We start from the raw sequence: 18989 nt of genomic DNA, 5'->3' as shown, positions 1-18989 counted from the left end.
TCCTGACGGGATGTCGCCAATGACTATCGCTGAGCCGCCAATAAGAGCCCTCCACAAGGACCGGCGCGTCACCGGCGACGGCGTGCACATGGTCGCGCGCAGCTACCTAAAGGGCGTTCGGCTCGACCCGCACATGCACCGCGAGGCGCAACTGGTCTATGCCGCCAGCGGCACCATGCAGGTGACGACGCCGAAGGGCCGCTGGCTGGTGCCGCCGGACCGCGCGGTGTGGGTCCCTGCTTTGCTTCCCCACGCGATCGACGTGCTCGCCGATATCGAGATGCGCACGCTGTATTTCGACCGGGCCTGGCTCGCGCGCGAGAAGCGCAGCGACAGTCTCAGCCATGAATTCGTGGTGCGGGTGTCGCCGCTGGTGCACCAGGCGATCCTCGCACTGTTCGACCGCTCATGCGGACGCGAGCGCACCGACCTCCTGATCAGGCTCGTGATGCTGGAATTGCACCAGGCCGAGGATTCCGCGACCTTCATCCCGCTGCCCCAAGAGCCGCGCTGCCGCCGCGCCGCCGACATCGTGCTGGCCGATCCGACCAAGGACCACGAGATCGATGCGCTGGCGCGCACGGTCGGCACCTCGGCGCGGACGCTATCGCGGCTGTTCTCGGCGGAGACGCAGCTGTCGTTCAAGAGCTGGTGCCAGCGCGCCCGCATCGCCGCCGCGATCGAACGCCTGTCGACCAACGCGAACGTTTCGGTCAAGCAGGTCGCCTCCGACCTCGGATATGCAAGCGTGCCGGCATTCTCCCATGCGTTCCGCCAGGTCACCGGCAAGACACCGACCGCGTTCGCGGAGAAAACGTGAACGCGGTTTGTCACCGGCCGCAGCGATTACGAATTATACCGTTGTCGTCCTGCGACATATTTCCGTACGATCCATGCGCTTGATTGCAGTCCTCCCGACCTTAAATCCCGTGTAAGGTCCGGCTTCACTGAATACGACCCGCTGGATACGAACTGCCCATGGCCAACGCCTTCTTTTCCGATCTGCTCTCGACGATTTCCGAACGCGGCCGCGTCCTGCTCGGCCGTGCCAGCCCGGCCGACGACAAGCAGGATGCGTCCGAACTCCTGGAATTGTGCGAGGCGCTGCTGTCCGGCCGCGGCGAAGCCTCCGGCACGGCGATGGCGCGTGAAGTGCTCGACCGCTACCACCACCTCGATGCCGCCGGCCGCCTGTCGTTCTTCCAGACGCTGGCCCGCGATTTCGGCCCCGATCACGCCAAGCTGGCGCAGGCGATCGAGAGCTGGCGCGCCAAGGCGAATGACAAGGCCGGTGGCGGCGACGCCAGCGATCTGCATTTCGCCTCCGAGCCGCGCCGCCAGGAATTGATCCGCCGGCTCAATCGCGCGCCGGGCGGCACCGGCGAGCTGGTGTCGATCCGCTCGGATCTGCTTTCATTGATGAAGGGCAACAAGGACCTCGCCGCGCTCGACCGCGACGTGGTGCATCTGCTCTCGTCCTGGTTCAACAGGGGATTCCTCGTGCTGCGCAGGATAGACTGGTCGTCGCCGGCCAATATTCTGGAGAAGATCATCCGCTATGAGGCCGTGCACGAGATCCGCGACTGGGACGATCTGCGCCGCCGCATCGATCCGGTGGATCGCCGCTGCTACGCCTTCTTCCATCCGGCGCTGGCCGACGAGCCGCTGATCTTCGTCGAGGTCGCGCTGACCGAGGCCATTCCGGGCGCGATCGCGCCGCTGCTTGCGGAAGAGCGCGAGCCTGTGCCGGTCGAGCGCGCCCGCACCGCGGTGTTCTATTCGATCTCCAACACCCAGCGCGGTTTGGGTGGGATTTCGTTCGGCAGCTTCTTGATCAAGCAGGTGGTCGAGGAGCTGCGCCGCGAATTGCCCAAGCTCGACAATTTCGTGACGCTGTCGCCGGTGCCGGGCTTCATGCAGTGGGTGAAGCAGGCCGATGACGTGCCGCTGTCAGACGAGGACCGTCAGCTGCTGGAAAGCCTCGGCAAGCCCGACTGGTTCGAGAACGCCGAGCTCGCCACGCAGCTGCGCGCCGTGCTGGAGCCGCTCGCTGCCTATTACTTCCTGAAGGCGCGCACGCCGAAGGGCCGGCTGATCGATTCGGTCGCCCGCTTCCATCTCGGCAACGGCGCCCGGCTGGAGCGGATCAATTGGCTGGGCGACCTCTCGCCCAAGGGCCTGCGCGAATCCGCCGGCGTCATGGTCAACTACCTCTACCGCCTCGACGACATCGAGAAGAACCACGAGGCCTATGCCAACAATGGCGAGGTGATCGCCTCGAGCGCGGTGAAGAAGCTGTTGAAGGGCGAAGGCCGGCGGCTGCTGGACATGCGGCTGTCGTAGGCGACAAGCGAGAGCACGATCACAGCCGTCATGAGGCCTGGGCTTGTCGCGAGCCTCATGCCGTTGCGGATCGCGGCCGCAGCCCCGCCGGCAGATGCGCCTCGAGCCAGGCGGCGATCGCACGCTCGTTGCGATGGTAGAGCAGGCCGGCGGCGATCACGGCAATTCCGATCAGCGACAGCGAGAACGGAAACCACAGCGAGTCCTTGAAGACGACGTCGGCGAGATGTCCGAGGTAGAGGCAGATGCCGAACGCGCCGAACACCGCATAGGCGCGCCGCATCAGGATCACAGCAACCGCGACGAGACCGACGTTGAGCAGGCAATAGACCGCTTTCGAGAGTTCGGTTGACCCTTCGGACGCGGTGATTCCGCCCCAGAATGCCATCAGGCCGAACAGATGCAGCCAGAACGCAAAGTCACCATTGCGGCTGCGATAGTCCACGATCCAGGCCACCGCGAGGACGGCCAATCCGAACCACACCGACACCCGGCGCCGCGTCTCGAAGTCGGCATAATTCGTGCCGCTGAACCACGGCGCCAGATCCATCGACATGAACCACAGCGCAAACGCGATGATCGCGACGATGAAGGCGAAGCGGAAGTAGCGCAGCGCGACGAGGCCGGCGGCGACGGTCGCGATCTCCATGAAGATCCAGCTGCCCTTCACCCAGACGTAGAAGTCCTGCACGGTTCCGGGCTTGCCGAACTTGCCCCACCAGCCGAGCTCGTCCTGGATGCCATAGACCGCGAGCGGCGCCATCGAGACCGCGATCGCGACCAGCAAGCCGCCGGGAACCCGCAGATTCTTGCCGTACCAGAGATGGTGACCGGCCACGGCGAAAGCGGTGGCGTAGGCGACCGCGCAGGCGGTCAGCGCCCGCCCGCCCATCTGGGTGAACGCCAGGGTCGAGAACAGGCCCATGGCGCCGATCACGATCAGCGCGCCGGCGTACCAGAGCACATGGGCGGCATCGAACCTGGCCGGCGGGCTTGCCTCGCCGGCCGCACCCTGCCCGTCATGGCTCGCGAGGAAGGCGAGCAGCCGGTCCAGATCAGCCGCGCTGATCACGCCGGCATCGGCAGCGTCCCGGAGATTCTTCGCTGAATATGGCATGCGGCTGTCCTGATGGCCCGGTTCCGGCGCCTCCCCGGTGATCCGGAAAGAGGCGTCTCTCCTGAGTATATCGGAACGTGAGCAACGTTCAATATTTCATTGAGCGACGCTCAATTTGTTTTGCAAGCGGACGCGAGCCTTCCCGGCTGGCCGGATGAGCACCGACTAATCAGCCAGCGCCTTCATTTCCTTGTAGAGATCCGACTTGCCCTCGAAGCCGATGCCGGGGAGATCGGGCATGACGATATGGCCGCCCTCGACGCGCACCCCGTCCGGGAACCCGCCATAGGGTTGGAACAGGTCGGGATAGCTCTCATTGCCGCCGAGGCCGAGGCCGGCCGCGATGTTGAGCGACATCTGGTGGCCGCCATGCGGGATGCAGCGGCTCGGCGACCAGCCGTGGGTCTTCAGCACCTCGAGCGTGCGCTGATATTCGCAGAGCCCGTAGGACAGCGCGCAGTCGAATTGCAGCCAGTCGCGGTCCGGCCGCATGCCGCCGTAGCGGATCAGGTTGCGCGCATCCTGATGGCTGAACAGGTTCTCGCCGGTCGCCATCGCCGCCGGATAGAACTCGGCCAGCGCCGCCTGCAACGCGTAGTCGAGCGGATCGCCGGCTTCCTCGTACCAGAACAGCGGATACTCCCGCAGCATCTTGGCGTAGGCGATCGCGGTCTCCAGATCGAAACGGCCATTGGCATCGACCGCGAGTTGCGCCTCGCTGCCGATCTCCTTCAGCACCGCCTCAATGCGCTCGCGGTCCTCGGCGAGCGGCGCGCCGCCGATCTTCATCTTCACGACGTTGTAGCCGCGGTCGAGATAGCCGCGCATCTCCTTGCGTAAGCTCCCGAGGTCCTTGCCCGGATAGTAATAGCCGCCGGCGGCATAGACGAAGACGCGCGGATTGGCTGATAGCCCGTGACGCTCGGCAAGCAGCCGGAACAGCGGCTTGCCAGCGATCTTCGCCACCGCGTCCCACACCGCCATGTCGATGGTGCCGACCGCGACCGAACGCTCGCCATGGCCGCCCGGCTTCTCGTTCGACATCAGCGTCGACCAGACCTTGTCCGGATCGAGGTTGGTGCCGGAGCTATCGAGCAGCGATTTCGGATCGGCCTCGAGCAGCCGCGGCGCAAAGCGCTCCCGGATCAGCCCGCCCTGCCCGTAACGGCCGTTGGAATTGAAGCCGTAGCCGACCACCCGCCTGCCGTCGCGCACGACATCGGTGACCACGGCGACCAGGCTCGTGGTCATCCTGGTGAAGTCGATATAGGCGTTGCGGATCGGCGAGGAGATCGGCTTTGTCACCTCGCGGACGTCGACGATGCGGACGGACATGATGCTGCTTTCTATGTTGCGTGCCCGCTTCTCTCCTCACGTCATTGCGAGGAGCGAAGCGACGAAGCAATCCATTTCTCAACAAGCGGAGGAATGGATTGCTTCGCTTCGCTCGCAATGACGGTGGAGGAAGCGCCTCAGGACTTCGCCTTATCCCTGAAATACGGCTCGACCGGCCCGTGCACCTTGATGGTCAGCGGATTGCCGTAACGGTCCTTGGCATTGCCGGCGGTCACCCGCACCCAGCCTTCGCTGATGCAGTACTCCTCGACATTGGTCTTCTCGGCGCCCTTGAACCGGATGCCAACATCACGCGAAAGAATCTCCGCGTTGTAATACGGGCTGTTCGGATCGACCGAGAGGCGGTCGGGAAATTGGTCGTTGGTGTCGTCGCTCATAGCAGCGCCTCGATTTCCTTCTTCAATCCTTCGGGCCGGGCGGTCGGCGCATGCCGCGCCACGACCTTGCCGGCGCGATCGACCAGGAACTTGGTGAAGTTCCACTTGATCGCCGGCCCGAGCAGGCCCGACTTCTCACGTTTCAGATGCTCGTACAATGGATGCGCACCTGAGCCATTGACGTCGATCTTGGCGAACATCGGAAACGTCACGGCGTAGTTGGTCTCGCAGAACGCGGCGATCTGCTTCGCATCGCCCGGCTCCTGCGCGCCGAACTGGTTGCAGGGAAAGCCCAGCACGGCAAAGCCGCGCGCCGACAATCCCGCGTGCAGCTCCTGCAGGCCCTTGTACTGCGGCGTGAACCCGCAGGCGCTCGCCGTGTTCACGATCAGCAGCACCTGCCCCTCGAACCGCTGCAGCGGCACCTCGTCGCCGGTGAGCGACTTTGCGGTGAAATCGTAGACGGTTGTCATTTTAGATCACCGGATCGATCGGCGACGACGGCGTGCCGCCGGCCTCGACCGCCTCACCCGCGGCAAGGCAGAGGTCCTCGCGGTAACGGCCGGCGACCAGCTGCACGCCGACCGGAATCCGCCCGACGAGCCCCGTGGAGACGACAAGCCCGGGAAGGCCCATGAAGGGGATCGCGATCTGCGGCAGCTGCGCGTGCCACACCCGCGCGAACGACGCCTCGTCCTTGCAGTCGAGATGATCGGGGAACGGCAGCTCGCCGGAGACCGGCATCAGCAGCACCGGATATTTGTCGAGGAAGGCAAACCATTCGCGGGTTAAGGTCGCCCGGCGGGTCAGCGCCTGCGACAGGTCGAACGGATGCACTTTTGAGCGGACGCCGCGCAGGCAAGCCAGCGCGCCGGGATCGCCCTCGCGTTCCGCGAACGCAAGCTGGGCCTCGTAGCCGTCACCGAGCCAGAGCCGGGTCTGGATCTCGGCCGCCTCGCGCAGGGACGGCGTGTCGGCGATCTCCTCGACGATCCAGCCGGCCTCACGCAACCGCTTGCCGGCATCGGCCACCGCGGCGACGACTTCCGGGACCGGGTTGAGGCCATCGGGATTGAGGCACATCGCAACGCGCTTCTCGCGCGGCGGTCCCTCGAGCGGCACCGGCGCGTACCAGGGATCGCGATAGTCCGGCGCCGACATCGCCGCGAGCGAGATGCGCAGATCGTTGACGGTGCGCGCCAGCGGGCCCGACACCGCGCTGATCTGCGGGCCGATCGGACGCTCCGGCAATGCCGAGTTGAAGGCGGGGATGCGGCCCATGCTCGGCCGCAGCCCGTGCACGCCACAGGCATAGGCCGGATAGCGGACCGAGCCCGCGATATCGGTGCCGTGCGCAATGTGGCCGATGCCGGCCGCGACCGCGGAGCCCGCGCCGCCCGACGAGCCGCCCGGCGTGATGCCGGGATCGCGCGGGTTCTTGGTGTCGCCGTGAATGAGATTGGTGGTGAACCAGCGATAGGACACCGCCGGACAATTGGTGCGGCCGAGCAGCACCGCGCCGGCCTTGCGCAGATTGGCGACCACGGGATTGTCGACCTTGGCGATGAGGTCGCGCTGCGCCTTCAGCCCATTGGTGGTGGCGTAGCCTTCCTGGTCGACATTGACCTTGATCGTGACAGGCACGCCGGCGAGCGGCCCGACCGCCTCACCGCGCGCAATGGCCGCATCGATCTTGGCTGCCTGTGCCAGCACGTCGTCGGGCCGGTGATCGACCACCGCGTTGATCTTGGGGTTGACCGCGTCGAGCCGGGCGAGCCCGGCCTCGGCCGCCTCCTTCGCCGACACCTTCTTGGATTTGATGAGGGAGGCGAGTTCAGCCGCCGACAGACGCCAAAGATCCTGCATAAGAACACTCCGTGTGACGGACGCGTTTTAGCGCCGCACGAAGGCCAAGACCAGACGTCCGCCGCCCGATGTTTCAGCGGACATGCGCGATGTAATAGGCAAGGTCGCCGATCCGCTCCTTGGTGACCGTCTGCATCACGTCGGCCATGGTGGCGTCGTAGCCGTGGCGGCTGTTGTCCTTGTATTCGGCCAGCGTCTTGGCGAGGTAGTCCTCGCGCTGGTTGGCGATGCGGGGGACGTTGTCCTTGCCGGAAAAATCGGTGTTGTGGCAGCTGTTGCAGCGGTTCTGCTGCGCCAGCGCCTGGCCGCGCGCCATCCGTGCCGGATCGCCGGCCTCCACGGGCGGCGCAGGCTTCGGCAAGGTGGCGATGAAATCGGAGAAGGTGCGCAGATCGTCGTCGGTCATCGGTTTCGCCATCTCGTTCATCGGGTCGAATACCCTGAGCTTCTCGCGAAACATGAACAGCTGGATCAGCGCATAGGGCGCCTGCTGGCCGCCGAGCGAGGGCGTGTTCTCGGTTTCCGACGTGCCGTGCTCGCCATGACAGGCAAAGCACGCGACCGTGCGCTCCTGGATGGTCTCGGCGTTTGCGGAGAATGCGATGGAAGCAACTGCCAGGGTGGCGATGATGGTCTTGTGCATTGGCCGCTCCGGGCATGTAGTGTCATTGCGAGGATGCTCGCGACAAAATTGCGAAGCAATTTTGCGCTGGAGCGACGAAGCAATCCATATCGCCACAAGGGGCAGAATGGATTGCTTCGCTTCGCTCGCAATGACGGTGACTGAGCTACATCAGCTTACTGGTTGGCGACCTTCGGCTTGCCGTAGCTGATGCGATAGACCGCGCCGTTCCAGTCGTCGGAGACCAGCAGCGAGCCGTCCTTCAGCAGCATCACGTCGACCGGGCGGCCGACATACTTGTTGTCCTCGAGGAAGCCGGTCATGAACGGCTCGACCGACTTCACGGTGCCGTCCTTGTTCAGCTTGACGACGACGACGTCACCGCCCTGCTTCTGCGACTTGTTCCAGGAGCCGTGACGCGCGACGAAGATCACGTTCTTGTAGGCCTTCGGGAACATGCTGCCGGTGTAGAAGCGCATGCCGAGCGATGCGGTATGCGGGCCCATCAGGCCGACCGGCGGCGTGTAGTCCTTGCAGTCCTTGCCCCAGCCGAGCTCCTGGTCGATGATGTTGCCCTGGTAGCAGTAAGGCGCGCCGAAATCCTCGCCCGCCTTGGTGACGCGGTTGAGCTCGTCCTCCGGCACCGTCTCCGACAGCCAGTCGCGGCCGTTGTCGGTGAAATACATCTGCTTGGTCTCGGGATTCCAGTCGAAGCCGACCGAGTTGCGCACGCCGAGCGCGTAGACCTCGGCGCCGGAGCCGTCGAGATTCATGCGGCGGATCTGACCGTGATCGGCGTCATGCAGCACGTTGTTGCCGGGCTGGCCGACCGGGACATAGAGCTTGTTGTCCGGGCCGATGGCGATGAACTTCCAGCCATGCGCCTCGTCCTTCGGCAGCTTGTCGTAGATGACGGTCGGCTTCGGCGGGTTGTCCAGATTGTCCTCGATCTTGTCGATCTTGGAGACCTGCGACAGCTCGGCGATGTAGAGCGTGCCGTTCTTGAAGGCGACGCCGTTCGGACGGTAGAGGCCGGAGGCGATCACCTTGACCGAGCGTTTGCCGTCCTTGTTGACGATCGCATAGACCTTATCGACGAGCCGACTGCCGACGAACACGGTGCCCTTGTCGCCGAGCGCCAGCGAACGCGCATTGGCCATGCCGGCGGCATAGACCTCGACATTGAAGCCGGCCGGTACCTTGAGCTTGGCGAGCGGCAGCTTGTCGGGCGCGGACGGCAGCGGCGGGGGTGCCACCGGCGCGAGCTTGGCGGCGGCTTCATTGTCCGGACGCCCGATCATGGGCGAGCCCGGCGGCAGCGGCTGCGCGGCCGGCGCGGCACCTGCGGCGGGCGCGACCGCCGGCTGTTGCGCCGCAGCGGAGAGCGTGAACGCTCCCAGCATGGCCCCCGCAAGCAGCAGGCTGCGCGGTGCGAATGAGTGTTTTTTCATGATGATCTCCCTTGGGTGGAAGCCGTTTGTTCATTGCGCCATTGAGGTCGACCGGCGCTATCAGGCTTTCCGTTCATAGTCTTGCGAATTTGTCCGGACAATTGCAATCAGAAACATGCTGACATCGGCCAACGCATGGTTGTGGCCACGCGACACTGTCGGTGTATCTCAGTGCCGGTGTGTCTCAGTGCCTTGTCATCGAGTGGTCCGGGCGATCGAGGATCGCCTCGGTGAATGGAAACTCCAGCACGATCTCGCCCTCGTCGTCGGTCACCTCGATCACCGCGTTGAGCAGCGCACCGTCGGCACCCTCGGTCTTCAGCAGTTCGCGAATCATCGCCCGCGCCATCTCCCACGCGCGATCCGGGTCCCGGAGGATTTCGCCGTCGGGATCGGAGATCAGCTCGTCGCCGATACGGGTATTGAAGAAATAGCGTGGCATCGGCTGAACTCGGCTCGGTTAGTCGCCCCCCGTCACCGGGAAGCACAGAATCGTCATCAGGACCTTCGGAGGATCGGATGGCCCCTGTCTCTTAGTCCAAGATCACCATTCGCCGTGTGGCGAACAACAGGAAAAAGGTCTGATGCCACCGGGTTTTGACTGGAAAAGCGCGCACAAATTTGTGACTGGCCGGAATTCACCCTTCGCAGTGCAGCATGTCCTTGAGCAGAGCGGCTTGCGAAAAATTTAAGTGGCGAACTTTTCGAACCGCAGTAGTTTAACCTGCAGGGCGGAAAGTTCGTCCGGTTGCAACAAGGAGAGCCTAATGGCCTGGAAAGCACCGAAGATCGTCGAAGTGTCGGTCGGCATGGAAATCAACATGTATATGTGCGCCACCCGCAAGTAAGCGGCAGCGCCCTATACACGTTTAGCGTTTTAGCGCAGGTGGACATCCGGGCGTAACGCGCTCCCGAGCATGGGGGTGTGTTTCAAAGCCGGGGTCCACCTCGTAACGTTTCTGGGCCAGCTATTGGGTCAGCGTTTTTGGGTCCGAGTTAAACGTCTCCAGGGGACGGATCATGCTTCGTGTCGTCGTCCTGGGTGCCGCGGCGGGTGGCGGCGTTCCGCAGTGGAACTGCGGCTGTGCCGTCTGCAGGACGGCGCGAAGCGAGCATCCCGAATTGCAGAGCACGCAAGCCTCGATCGCCGTCAGCGGCGACGGCGCGCATTGGTTCCTGGTCAACGCTTCCCCGGATCTCCGTCAACAGCTGATCGCCACGCCGCAGCTGCATCCGAAACACGGCGCCTTGCGCCACAGCCCGATCGCGGGCGTCATCCTCACCAATGGCGAGATCGACGCCGTCGCCGGGCTGCTGTCGATGCGCGAGGGCTCGCCGTTTGCGATCTATGCGCATGAGCGGGTGCTGGCCATCCTCCGCGCAAACAGCATCTTCAACGTGCTGAGCGAAAAGAACGTCGCCCGCCGGCCGATCGCGGTCGACCAGGCCTTCGAGCCCGCCCTGCCCGACGGATCGCCGTCCGGGCTCGAGGTGTTGCCGTTCGAGGTTCCCGGCAAGGGCGCTTGGTATCTCGAGGGCAAGGCGCACCCGGCCGGCGCCGACGGCGTCGGCGATACGCTCGGCCTGCGTATTGCGGACAAGCGCAGCGGCAAATACTTCTACTTCCTGGCCGCCTGCGCCCGGGTGACCGACGACCTGAAATCACGGCTCAAGGGCGCGCCCCTGGTGTTCTTCGACGGCACGGTGTGGCGCGACGACGAGCTGATCGCGGCGGGCCTTGGCAACAAGACCGGCCAGGGCATGGGACATATCGCGATGTCGGGCGATCAGGGCGCGATCGCAAGCCTCGCCGGGCTCGACATCGGACGAAAAGTGTTTTTGCATATCAACAACTCCAACCCGGCGCTGCTTGGGACCTCGGCCGAACGCAAGGCGGCCGAACAGGCGGGCTGGCAGATTCCTTCCGACGGAACGGAGATCGTGCTGTGAATGTCGTGCCTACCAACGCAATGACCGCGCTCTCGATCGGCAAGGGCATCACGCTCGACAGTGCCGAGGAGATGGAATCTGTGCTGCGCACGATCGGCGCGACGCGCTATCACAGCCTGCACCCGTTCCATCGCCTGCTGCACGGCGGCAAGCTCAACAAGGGGCAGGTCCAGGCCTGGGCGCTGAACCGCTACTACTACCAGAGCACGATCCCGCTGAAGGACGCGATGGTGATCTCGCGCTTCCGCGACCGCAACACACGGATCGAATGGCGCCATCGCATCGAGGATCATGACGGCGATCTCGGCAACGAGGGCGGCATCGAGCGCTGGCTGAAGCTGACCGAAGGCCTCGGCCTCGACACCGCCTATGTCGAGTCCACCGAAGGCATCTTGCCGGCGACGCGCTTTGCCGTGGAAGCCTATGTGCATTTCTGCCGCGACCGCACGCCGCTGGAGGCGATCGCCTCCTCGCTGACCGAATTGTTCGCGCCGAACCTGCACGAGGAGCGCATCTCGGGGATGCTGAAGCACTACGACTTCGTCAATCCCGACATCATGAGCTATTTCAGCCGCCGCCTGACCCAGGCGCCGCGCGACGCCGGCTTCGCGCTCGACTACGTCAAGCAGCACGCCAAGACGCCGGCCGAGCGCGAGGCGGTCTGCAACGCGCTGATCTTCAAGACCAACGTGCTGTGGGTGCAACTCGACGCGCTCTATCACGCCTATGTCGACGGCCAGATTCCACCCGGCGCCTTCGTGCCGAAGACGAGCTAGAGACGTAACATGGCCAGCCGCAACATCAGCGTCAGCGAGACCAGCCGGCCGAAACTGCCGCGCCATACCAAGCTGAAATTCGACGAGACGCGGCAGGTCTGGGTGATCCTGGCGCCGGAGCGGGTGCTGGCCCCGGATGAAATCGCGGTCGAGGTGCTGCAGCTCTGCGACGGCGTGCGCAGCGTCGCCCAGATGGTGGACCAGCTCGCGGAAAAATACGCCGCGCCACGCGATGCGATCGCGACCGACGTGATCGCGATGCTGCAGGATCTGGCCGACAAGGGCTTTCTCACCGAAGCGCGCGAGAGCACAGCATGAGCGACACGCTCGCCGGTAACAAGACAACGACAGCAGGCCCGACCGACGGGCTCGCGGTGCTCGAGCAAACGCGCTCGGCGGCTGAGACTTACGGCATCCCGCTCGCGGTGCTGCTCGAGATCACCCACCGCTGTCCGCTGCAATGTCCCTATTGCTCGAACCCGGTCGAGCTCGACCGCGGCTCGACCGAGCTCACCACCGAGGAATGGAAGAAGGTGCTGGGCGAGCTCGCCGAGCTCGGCGTGCTGCAAGTTCATTTCTCCGGCGGCGAGCCGACCGCGCGCAAGGACATCGTCGAGCTGGTGCAGCGCGCCACCGATGTCGGGCTGTATTCCAACCTGATCACCTCGGCGGTGCTGCTGACCAGGGACAAGCTGTCGGCGCTGGCCGATGCCGGCCTCAGCCATGTGCAGATCAGCTTCCAGGGCAATGAACCCATGGTTGCCGATCGCGTTGCCGGCCTAAAGGACGCGCATCGCAAGAAGCTCGAAGTCGCGAAATGGACGCGCGAGCTCGACATGCCGCTCACGGTGAATGCCGTGATGCACCGGCAGAACCTGCATCAACTGTCCGACATCATCCAGATGGCGGTCGACCTCGACGCCGACCGGCTCGAAGTCGCCAACGTGCAGTATTACGGCTGGGCGCTGAAGAACCGCGCCGCGCTGATGCCGACGATCGAGCAGATCGAGGAGACCAGCCGCATCGTGGAGGAAGCGCAACTGCGCCTGAAGGGCACGCTCGCGATCGACTATGTGGTGCCGGATTACTACGCGCAGCGGCCGAAGAAATGCATGGGCGGCTGGGGCCGCCAGTTCTTCAACATCTCGCCGGCCGGCAAGGTGCTGCCGTGCCACGCCGCCGAAAGCATCACCGGGCTCGAATTCGAGTCGGTGCGCTCGAACCATTCGATCGCCTGGATCTGGCAGAACTCGGACGCCTTCAACCGCTATCGCGGCACCGGCTGGATGCCGGAGCCGTGCAAGAGCTGCGAATTCCGCGAGGTCGACTACGGCGGCTGCCGCTGCCAGGCCTTTGCGCTGACCGGCGATGCCGGCAACACCGACCCGGCCTGCGCGCTGTCGCCGCGGCACGCGGAGATCTTCAAGCAGGCCGAGCAGGAAGCCGCCGGCAACAAGAACCGCTTCCTCTACCGCAACTTCGCCGGCGGCACGCTGGAGACGGACGAACACCAGGACAAACCTCATGGCGCCTGATGCCGATGCCGGCAAGGCTGCCAGGCGCGCCGATCCCTTTGCTCCGCTGACATCGGAGTGGCTCGATGTTGGCGACGGGCACAACCTGCACGTCGAGAGCGTCGGACGCGAGAGCGGCATCCCCGCGGTTTATCTGCATGGCGGCCCGGGCAGCGGCTGCCAGCCGGATCATCGCCGGCTGTTCGATCCCGAACGCTTTCACGCCGTGCTGTTCGACCAGCGCGGCTGCGGCCGCAGCCGGCCGAAGGGCAGCCGCGACCACAACACGACGCAGCATTTGATCGCCGACCTGGAGAAGATCCGCGAACGCTTCGGCTTCGCGCGCTGGATGGTGGTCGGCGGCTCCTGGGGCGCGACGCTGGCGCTAGCCTATGCGCAAGCCCATCCCGAGCGGGTCGGAGGGCTGGTACTGCGCGCGACGTTTCTCGGCACCAGCGAAGAGTTGGAGGACGTTTTCCTGCGCGCGTTGCCGCGCTTCTATCCCGGCCTCTCCGAGGACTTCCTCAACTTCCTGCCGGAGAACGAGCGTGCAGCGCCGCTCGCGGCCTATTACCGCCGTATCCTCGATCCTGATATGGCCGTGCATGCGCCGGCCGCGCGCGCCTGGCACGACACCGAACGCACGCTGTCGGAGCACACGCCGAAGCAGACACGGCTCGACCTCAAGGCATCAGGTGCCCTGCCCTCGACGCCGTTCATGGAGGCGCATTACTTCGCTAACGATTGCTTCATGCGGCCGAACCAGCTGATGGATGAGGCCGGCAAGCTCGCCGGCGTTCCCGGCATCCTGGTGCAGGGCCGCTACGATCTGCTGTGCCCGCCCGCCACCTCGCACGCGCTGGCCGCGCGCTGGCCGGGCAGCGAGGTCCGCATCATCGACGGCGCCGGCCACATCCTCTACGACCCCGGCATCCGCAACGCCGTGATGAAGGCGATCGCGGATTTGGCGGCGAAGATCGCAAGATGACAACCGACGTCGGCCCTTCGTTTGTCCAACTCAACGAGGGCACCGCGTGGGGGACCGGGCGAGGACTTGGCTGCCAAACCTACCCGACTTGATGCGCAAGCCAGGCTGCTAGCAGCCTGACCGCCGGTGATCGTGGCTTCTCCACTTGTGCCGTCACAAGGAAGTAGCCTTCGGGAAGTTCTGTGGCTGGGCCATGTGGGCGAAGACGACCCGCGGCGATATGGGGTCGAGCATAAGCCTCGTCCATCATGGCGACCCCGGCGCCGGCCAGAGCCGCATCCATTGCTTGGGCGCGGGTCTCAACGACGACGCTCCGGATCGGCGGCTCCCCTGTTTTGCAGGTCGCACGCCACCAGCGTGTCCAGTCCGTGAAGCGGGATCGCGCCCTGATGACCGTGCTTGCAATAGAAAGGTCGGCCAGATCCGGGCGGGCGACAGGCACAAGCGTTTCGTGGAACAACAGAGTGGCTGACAGGTCCTGCCAGTCCCCAAGCCCATGGCGGATGGCGCAATCAATATCTTCTGCTGCAAGATCGAGCGCCCGCGTCGTCGTGGAAATTGCCAGCTCGATGTTGGGATGCTGATGCTGCCAGTCCGCAAGACGGGGGATCAGCCACAGCGACGCGAAGGTCGCCACGGTGCTGATGCGCAACTGTCCCCGCCGCCGCCGAAGCGGCGCCACCGCCGCCTCGATACGGTCGAGCGCGTTGCCCATCACCATCAGGAGGGACTGCGCGTCATCCGTGAGCACGGCACAGCGGCCAGACTGACGGACGAGAACGACACCGAGTTGTCGCTCCAGTTCTGCGATCCGGTGCGACAGCGCCGAACGCGTCACTCCGAGCGTCTCTGCTGCGGCGCTGAGGGAAGATGCTTTCTTCAAGGCTGCCAGGGCCTGCAAATTCCTTGTCGAAGGTAGGTCCATATCGCTGAAGCTCCGACGCGAAGCGTGAATATATCTCACGCATGGGCGTGCGCGAAGCCACTATGGTGGCCCGCGGAGGTTCTCATGACCAAAGCCATCTTTGATCAGTTCGCGGCTTATAATCGGTGGGCAAACGCTCGCATTTACGCAGCGGCGTTAGCGCTTCCCGAGGAGGCGTATCGGCGGCCGACAGGTGTGTTCTTCGGCAGCCTTCATGGGACGCTCAACCACCTACTCCTCACAGATCGACTGTGGCTTCGTCGACTGACAGGCGAAGGCGAACATCCTGATCGTCTTAATGCCATCATCTTTGATGACCGGCATGACCTTGCCCGTGCTCGCTTTGAGGAGGACAAGCGGATCGTGACGGTTGTCTCAGCTTACGAGGAAGCGGAGTTGAATCGCGTTCATGCCTATAGAACGACGAGCGGGCAACCGCAGGAACAGCGGATCGCCGACATCCTCCAGCATCTGTTCAATCATCAGACGCACCATCGAGGCCAGGCCCACGCTTGCGTATCGATCCTGACCGGCAAGGAACCACCGTCGCTCGACCTTCTCGCGTTTCAGCGCGGCGCGCCGGCGCCGCCTATCTTCGAAGGTCCGCTTTCGAGCTCCCCTCAAATGCCATCGCACGGCTAGCACAGCGATGGACCTTCGCTGGTCACGCGGCCGCCATTGCACTATTTCTGAATAATAGAAGAATACCGCTGAGTTGCCCGACGAGTCAAGTTGCCGTGCCGAATACCGGCAACTGGCTACTTTGCATGGGGTTGTTTTCGATATTTTGGCGGTGCCCACTCAAACCAGGTTCAGATCCTTCGGCTTGATGCCGGTGAAGATGCGTTCGAGGCTGGACTGCTGCAGGCCGTAGACGTGCTGGATCAGGCCGGCGAAGAATGCCTTGTAGTCGGTCAGAACCGGAAAATCGCGGTTCTGGAACAGCGTCGCCTGTGCGACCTGGACCTGCTCGCCGGCCATGCGTCCGCCGTTGATGCCGCCGCCCATCACCCAGTAGACGCTGCCATGGCCGTGGTCGGTGCCGCGATCGCCGTTCTCGCGAAAGGTGCGGCCGAACTCGGAGATCACGACCACGACGGTGTCGCGCCACATCGCGGGCCCGATCTCCTCCGAGAAGCCGGCGAGGCCCCTTCCCAGTTCGCCGAGGCGGTCGGCGAGATAGCCGGTCGCCGCGCCCTGGTTGACGTGGGTGTCCCAGCCGCCGACGTCGACGAAGCCGAGGTTGAACTGCTCGCGCATCAGCCGGCCGATCCGCCGCGCCGACAGCTCGAAGCCGCGCGGCGACACGGCGCCACGGTTGGCCGCCATCATCTCCTCGGAGACCGACTTGTAGACGTCGTCGCGGACCCGAAAGCCTTCCGACACCGAATTGGCGAGATCGCCCTTCGCATACATCTCCCTGATCAGCCGCGCCTGGCGGTCGTCGACACCCGGCTTGCTGACGCTGGCGATGCCGATGTTCGGGATCTGGTTCTGGCCGCGGAAGATCAGCGGCAGCTGGTCGGTGAAGGAGATCGGCTTCACCCGCGTCAGCTCGGTCGCCAGCCGGCTCATGAAGCCGGAACGGTAGTCGCGGCTGCCGCCGACCGCCTGCCCGAGCTCGATCGTGTCCTGGGTCTCGAAATGGCTGCGCGAGAGATCATCGCTGGTGCCGGCAAACGGAACGAAAGCGATCTCGCGCTTGGCCCACAGCGGATAGATCGAATCGCGCAATGCCGGATGCAGCCCCCATCCGGCGTCGAGCGACAGTGCCGCATTCGGATTGCCGGCATCGGGCCGCGCGACCGCAAGCGTCGGGCGCGAGGCGTAGTAGAACTCACTGCCGACGGGCACCACCACATTAGCAGCGTCGTAGGCGCCGCGCAGGAACACGACGAGCAGCCGCGCGTCGGTCGCGGGCGCAGCCCAGACCCGGCCGGCAAGGGTGAGCGAAGCGGAAGCGGCGAAGGCCTTGATCAGTTCACGGCGGTTCATTGGCGAACCTCCCTTTCAGTGCATGAACTCGGGTGACGACAGAAACAGCGTATTCCAGTCCTGCGGCGAGACGGCCTGGTCGAGCGCGGCGAGCGTGGTCGGGCTCAACGTCTGCCTGATGTTGCTGAAATAGAGTCCGTTCATGACGAGCGGAAACGCCGGCTGGTCGACAGCGTTGGGCTCGTTCGGCTTGAACAGCCCGGCCGATCCCGAGCCGATCGCGCGCGCGATCTCGAAACGCAGCATCATCTGGCCGGGACCGTTCCAGGCCGCCGACAGCATCGAATAGCCGTCGGGCGTCTCGTGATTGAACAGGCCCTCGGACAAGCGGTTGAGCCAGCCCTGGATCGGCAGCGTATTGAGGACGACCTTGCTGTCGTAGGCGAGCCGCACCGACGACATCACGTAGAGCATCGGATCCTTGAACTTGGCGCCGCCCTTCAGGCTCGCGGCGAATTCCGGCGCATGAACCAGCGTCGACATCACGGCGGCGATATCGCCGTCGGTCTTCTGGAAGGTCTGCGCCATCTGCTGCACCAGCGCAGGCGGCGGATTGTCCGACACGAAATAGGTCGCAAGCTGCTTTGCGACGTGCGTCGCGGTCGCGGGATGACGGCACAGGATGTCGAGGGCCTCGTCGACCTCGGCGAGACCGCGGCCCTTGATCTGATGGCCGAGGAAGGTCTTGTCGCCGAAATCGTGGCGCGCCGGATTGAACTCGAAGGCGCCCTCGCGGACCAGCTGGGATTGCTGCTCGGGCTTCAGCTTCGGATCCTCCGACTTGAAGTCGATGCCGACGCCGGTGAGGATCCGCGCCAGCGCCTCAACATCGGCCTGGGTATAGCCGGAGCCGACGCCCATGGTGTGCAGTTCCATGATCTCGCGGGCGTAGTTCTCGTTGAGGTGACCGGCCGCGTTATCGGCATTGTCGAGATAACGCAGCATCACGGGATGATGCAGCGTTGCCGACAGCAGGTTGCGGAATTTGCCGAGCGCGTTGGCGCGGATCGCGCGATCCTCATAGTCGCCGACCAGCACGCGGATGTTGGCCTTGTACTGGTGGACGTTGAAGTGGTTGAACCAGAACCAGGTCAGGCGTTCGCGCAATTGATCCGGCGCGTAGAGCGCGTGCAGGATGGTGCGGGCCGCGGCCTGCCTGGCGCGGTCGTTCATGGCCTGCTGATAGACCTGTTGCGCCGCCTTCTTCTGCTCCGGATCGGCGACCTGGTTGGCGGATTTGCCCTGCTGGTCGAACGAGGCGGCAATGTCGAACGGGAAGCGATGCACGTCCGGCATCGCCTCGATCTGCTTCTGGACGGCGGCCGGCAACGCGGTGTTGGCCGGATGCAGTTGCTCCTGCAGCCAGCGTTCAGTACCGACCTCGCGCAGATGCGCCGCGCTCGAGGCGCTGACGCCCCAGGTCAGGCGATCGAGCAGCGCGATGTCCTGCGCTGCGAGTTCGGCCGCCCGCGCCGGCTGGTGGAACACCACCAGCCCCGCGATCGTACCGATCATCAGTTTCGCTGATGTCCGCGATCCGAGTTTGGCCGTGATGCTCATGAACGCTGACCTGCTCGGTTCATAGTGTCATGCCCTCAGTGTTTGCATTTGCCGGGAGGGCATGCCGGCGCGGCTCGGGGTGCTGCTGCGGGCCGTGGCGGCGGTGCCGGACGCGGCGGCGGCGGTGCTGCGCGTTGCGCCTGCACAGC

General features: G+C 64.7%; 20 protein-coding genes. 9 read left to right on the top strand and 11 right to left on the bottom strand.

What is annotated here, in order from left to right; translation table 11 throughout:
• Window positions 1-19 precede the first annotated feature (19 nt).
• A complete protein-coding gene (locus tag Q0030_RS37920; protein ID WP_298379394.1) occupies window positions 20-820 on the top strand; it encodes a helix-turn-helix transcriptional regulator in 801 nt (266 codons plus the stop codon).
• A gap of 158 nt (window positions 821-978) precedes the next feature.
• Window positions 979-2343, top strand: a complete 1365-nt coding sequence (locus Q0030_RS37915) for a malonyl-CoA decarboxylase (RefSeq protein WP_298379392.1) — start codon at window positions 979-981, stop codon at window positions 2341-2343.
• A gap of 55 nt (window positions 2344-2398) precedes the next feature.
• Here Q0030_RS37915 and Q0030_RS37910 read toward each other — a convergent pair whose 3' ends face one another.
• The 8 genes from Q0030_RS37910 to Q0030_RS37875 form a co-directional block, all read right to left on the bottom strand.
• Window positions 2399-3460: a hypothetical protein gene (locus Q0030_RS37910; protein WP_298379389.1), complete on the bottom strand. Its 1062-nt coding sequence runs from the start codon at window positions 3458-3460 to the stop codon at window positions 2399-2401.
• Window positions 3461-3625: 165 nt separating this feature from the next.
• Entirely contained in the window at window positions 3626-4795 is a 1170-nt protein-coding gene (locus Q0030_RS37905) for a mandelate racemase/muconate lactonizing enzyme family protein (protein WP_298379386.1), read from the bottom strand.
• Between the two features lie 137 nt (window positions 4796-4932).
• Complete coding sequence (locus tag Q0030_RS37900) at window positions 4933-5193, bottom strand: DUF3297 family protein (RefSeq protein ID WP_092116110.1); 261 nt, start codon at window positions 5191-5193, stop codon at window positions 4933-4935.
• Complete coding sequence (locus tag Q0030_RS37895) at window positions 5190-5666, bottom strand: glutathione peroxidase (RefSeq protein ID WP_298379383.1); 477 nt, start codon at window positions 5664-5666, stop codon at window positions 5190-5192. Before Q0030_RS37895 ends, Q0030_RS37900 begins: the two co-directional genes overlap by 4 nt.
• Window position 5667: 1 nt before the next feature.
• Window positions 5668-7059, bottom strand: a complete 1392-nt coding sequence (locus Q0030_RS37890; RefSeq protein WP_298379380.1) for an amidase family protein — start codon at window positions 7057-7059, stop codon at window positions 5668-5670.
• 73 nt (window positions 7060-7132) lie between these two features.
• On the bottom strand, window positions 7133-7702 hold the full coding sequence (locus tag Q0030_RS37885; RefSeq protein WP_298379376.1) for a c-type cytochrome: 570 nt from the start codon (window positions 7700-7702) through the stop codon (window positions 7133-7135).
• Window positions 7703-7857: 155 nt separating this feature from the next.
• Window positions 7858-9132 (bottom strand): PQQ-dependent sugar dehydrogenase, encoded by a 1275-nt coding sequence (locus Q0030_RS37880; protein ID WP_298379373.1) that lies wholly within the window; start codon window positions 9130-9132, stop codon window positions 7858-7860.
• Between the two features lie 184 nt (window positions 9133-9316).
• Entirely contained in the window at window positions 9317-9574 is a 258-nt protein-coding gene (locus Q0030_RS37875; protein ID WP_298379370.1) for a hypothetical protein, read from the bottom strand.
• 325 nt (window positions 9575-9899) lie between these two features.
• Here Q0030_RS37875 and pqqA point away from each other — a divergent pair, with 325 nt between their 5' ends.
• From pqqA to pip, 6 genes are all read left to right on the top strand, one after another.
• Entirely contained in the window at window positions 9900-9980 is an 81-nt protein-coding gene (gene pqqA / locus Q0030_RS37870) for a pyrroloquinoline quinone precursor peptide PqqA (RefSeq protein ID WP_035635412.1), read from the top strand.
• A gap of 172 nt (window positions 9981-10152) precedes the next feature.
• Window positions 10153-11082, top strand: coding sequence for a pyrroloquinoline quinone biosynthesis protein PqqB (pqqB, locus tag Q0030_RS37865; protein ID WP_298379368.1), 930 nt, complete (start codon window positions 10153-10155; stop codon window positions 11080-11082).
• Window positions 11083-11102: 20 nt separating this feature from the next.
• Window positions 11103-11858 carry a pyrroloquinoline-quinone synthase PqqC gene (pqqC, locus tag Q0030_RS37860; RefSeq protein WP_298379461.1) on the top strand — a complete coding sequence of 252 codons (756 nt, stop codon included), beginning with the start codon at window positions 11103-11105 and terminating at the stop codon, window positions 11856-11858.
• A 9-nt stretch (window positions 11859-11867) separates the two neighbouring features.
• Window positions 11868-12176 carry a pyrroloquinoline quinone biosynthesis peptide chaperone PqqD gene (pqqD, locus tag Q0030_RS37855; RefSeq protein ID WP_298379365.1) on the top strand — a complete coding sequence of 103 codons (309 nt, stop codon included), beginning with the start codon at window positions 11868-11870 and terminating at the stop codon, window positions 12174-12176.
• The gene (gene pqqE / locus Q0030_RS37850) at window positions 12173-13393 is read left to right on the top strand and encodes a pyrroloquinoline quinone biosynthesis protein PqqE (protein ID WP_298379361.1); all 1221 of its coding nucleotides are present in this window, start codon (window positions 12173-12175) and stop codon (window positions 13391-13393) included. The genes pqqD and pqqE overlap by 4 nt, the downstream gene beginning before the upstream one ends.
• The gene (gene pip / locus Q0030_RS37845; RefSeq protein WP_298379358.1) at window positions 13383-14360 is read left to right on the top strand and encodes a prolyl aminopeptidase; all 978 of its coding nucleotides are present in this window, start codon (window positions 13383-13385) and stop codon (window positions 14358-14360) included. The genes pqqE and pip overlap by 11 nt, the downstream gene beginning before the upstream one ends.
• Before the next feature lie 79 nt (window positions 14361-14439).
• Here the strand turns inward: pip and Q0030_RS37840 are convergent, their stop codons facing one another.
• Complete coding sequence (locus Q0030_RS37840; protein ID WP_298379355.1) at window positions 14440-15285, bottom strand: LysR substrate-binding domain-containing protein; 846 nt, start codon at window positions 15283-15285, stop codon at window positions 14440-14442.
• A gap of 84 nt (window positions 15286-15369) precedes the next feature.
• Between Q0030_RS37840 and Q0030_RS37835 the strand changes: the two genes are divergently transcribed.
• Entirely contained in the window at window positions 15370-15927 is a 558-nt protein-coding gene (locus Q0030_RS37835) for a DinB family protein (RefSeq protein WP_298379352.1), read from the top strand.
• 159 nt (window positions 15928-16086) lie between these two features.
• Here Q0030_RS37835 and Q0030_RS37830 read toward each other — a convergent pair whose 3' ends face one another.
• On the bottom strand, window positions 16087-17280 hold the full coding sequence (locus tag Q0030_RS37830) for a DUF1501 domain-containing protein (protein WP_298379347.1): 1194 nt from the start codon (window positions 17278-17280) through the stop codon (window positions 16087-16089).
• Between the two features lie 15 nt (window positions 17281-17295).
• The gene (locus Q0030_RS37825) at window positions 17296-18795 is read right to left on the bottom strand and encodes a DUF1800 domain-containing protein (RefSeq protein WP_298379459.1); all 1500 of its coding nucleotides are present in this window, start codon (window positions 18793-18795) and stop codon (window positions 17296-17298) included.
• Window positions 18796-18989 lie beyond the last annotated feature (194 nt).

Source organism: uncultured Bradyrhizobium sp., assembly GCF_947648125.1.
Classification (GTDB): domain Bacteria; phylum Pseudomonadota; class Alphaproteobacteria; order Rhizobiales; family Xanthobacteraceae; genus Bradyrhizobium.
Note: the sequence above shows the minus strand (reverse complement) of the source record. Positions and strands in the feature narration are given on the sequence as shown.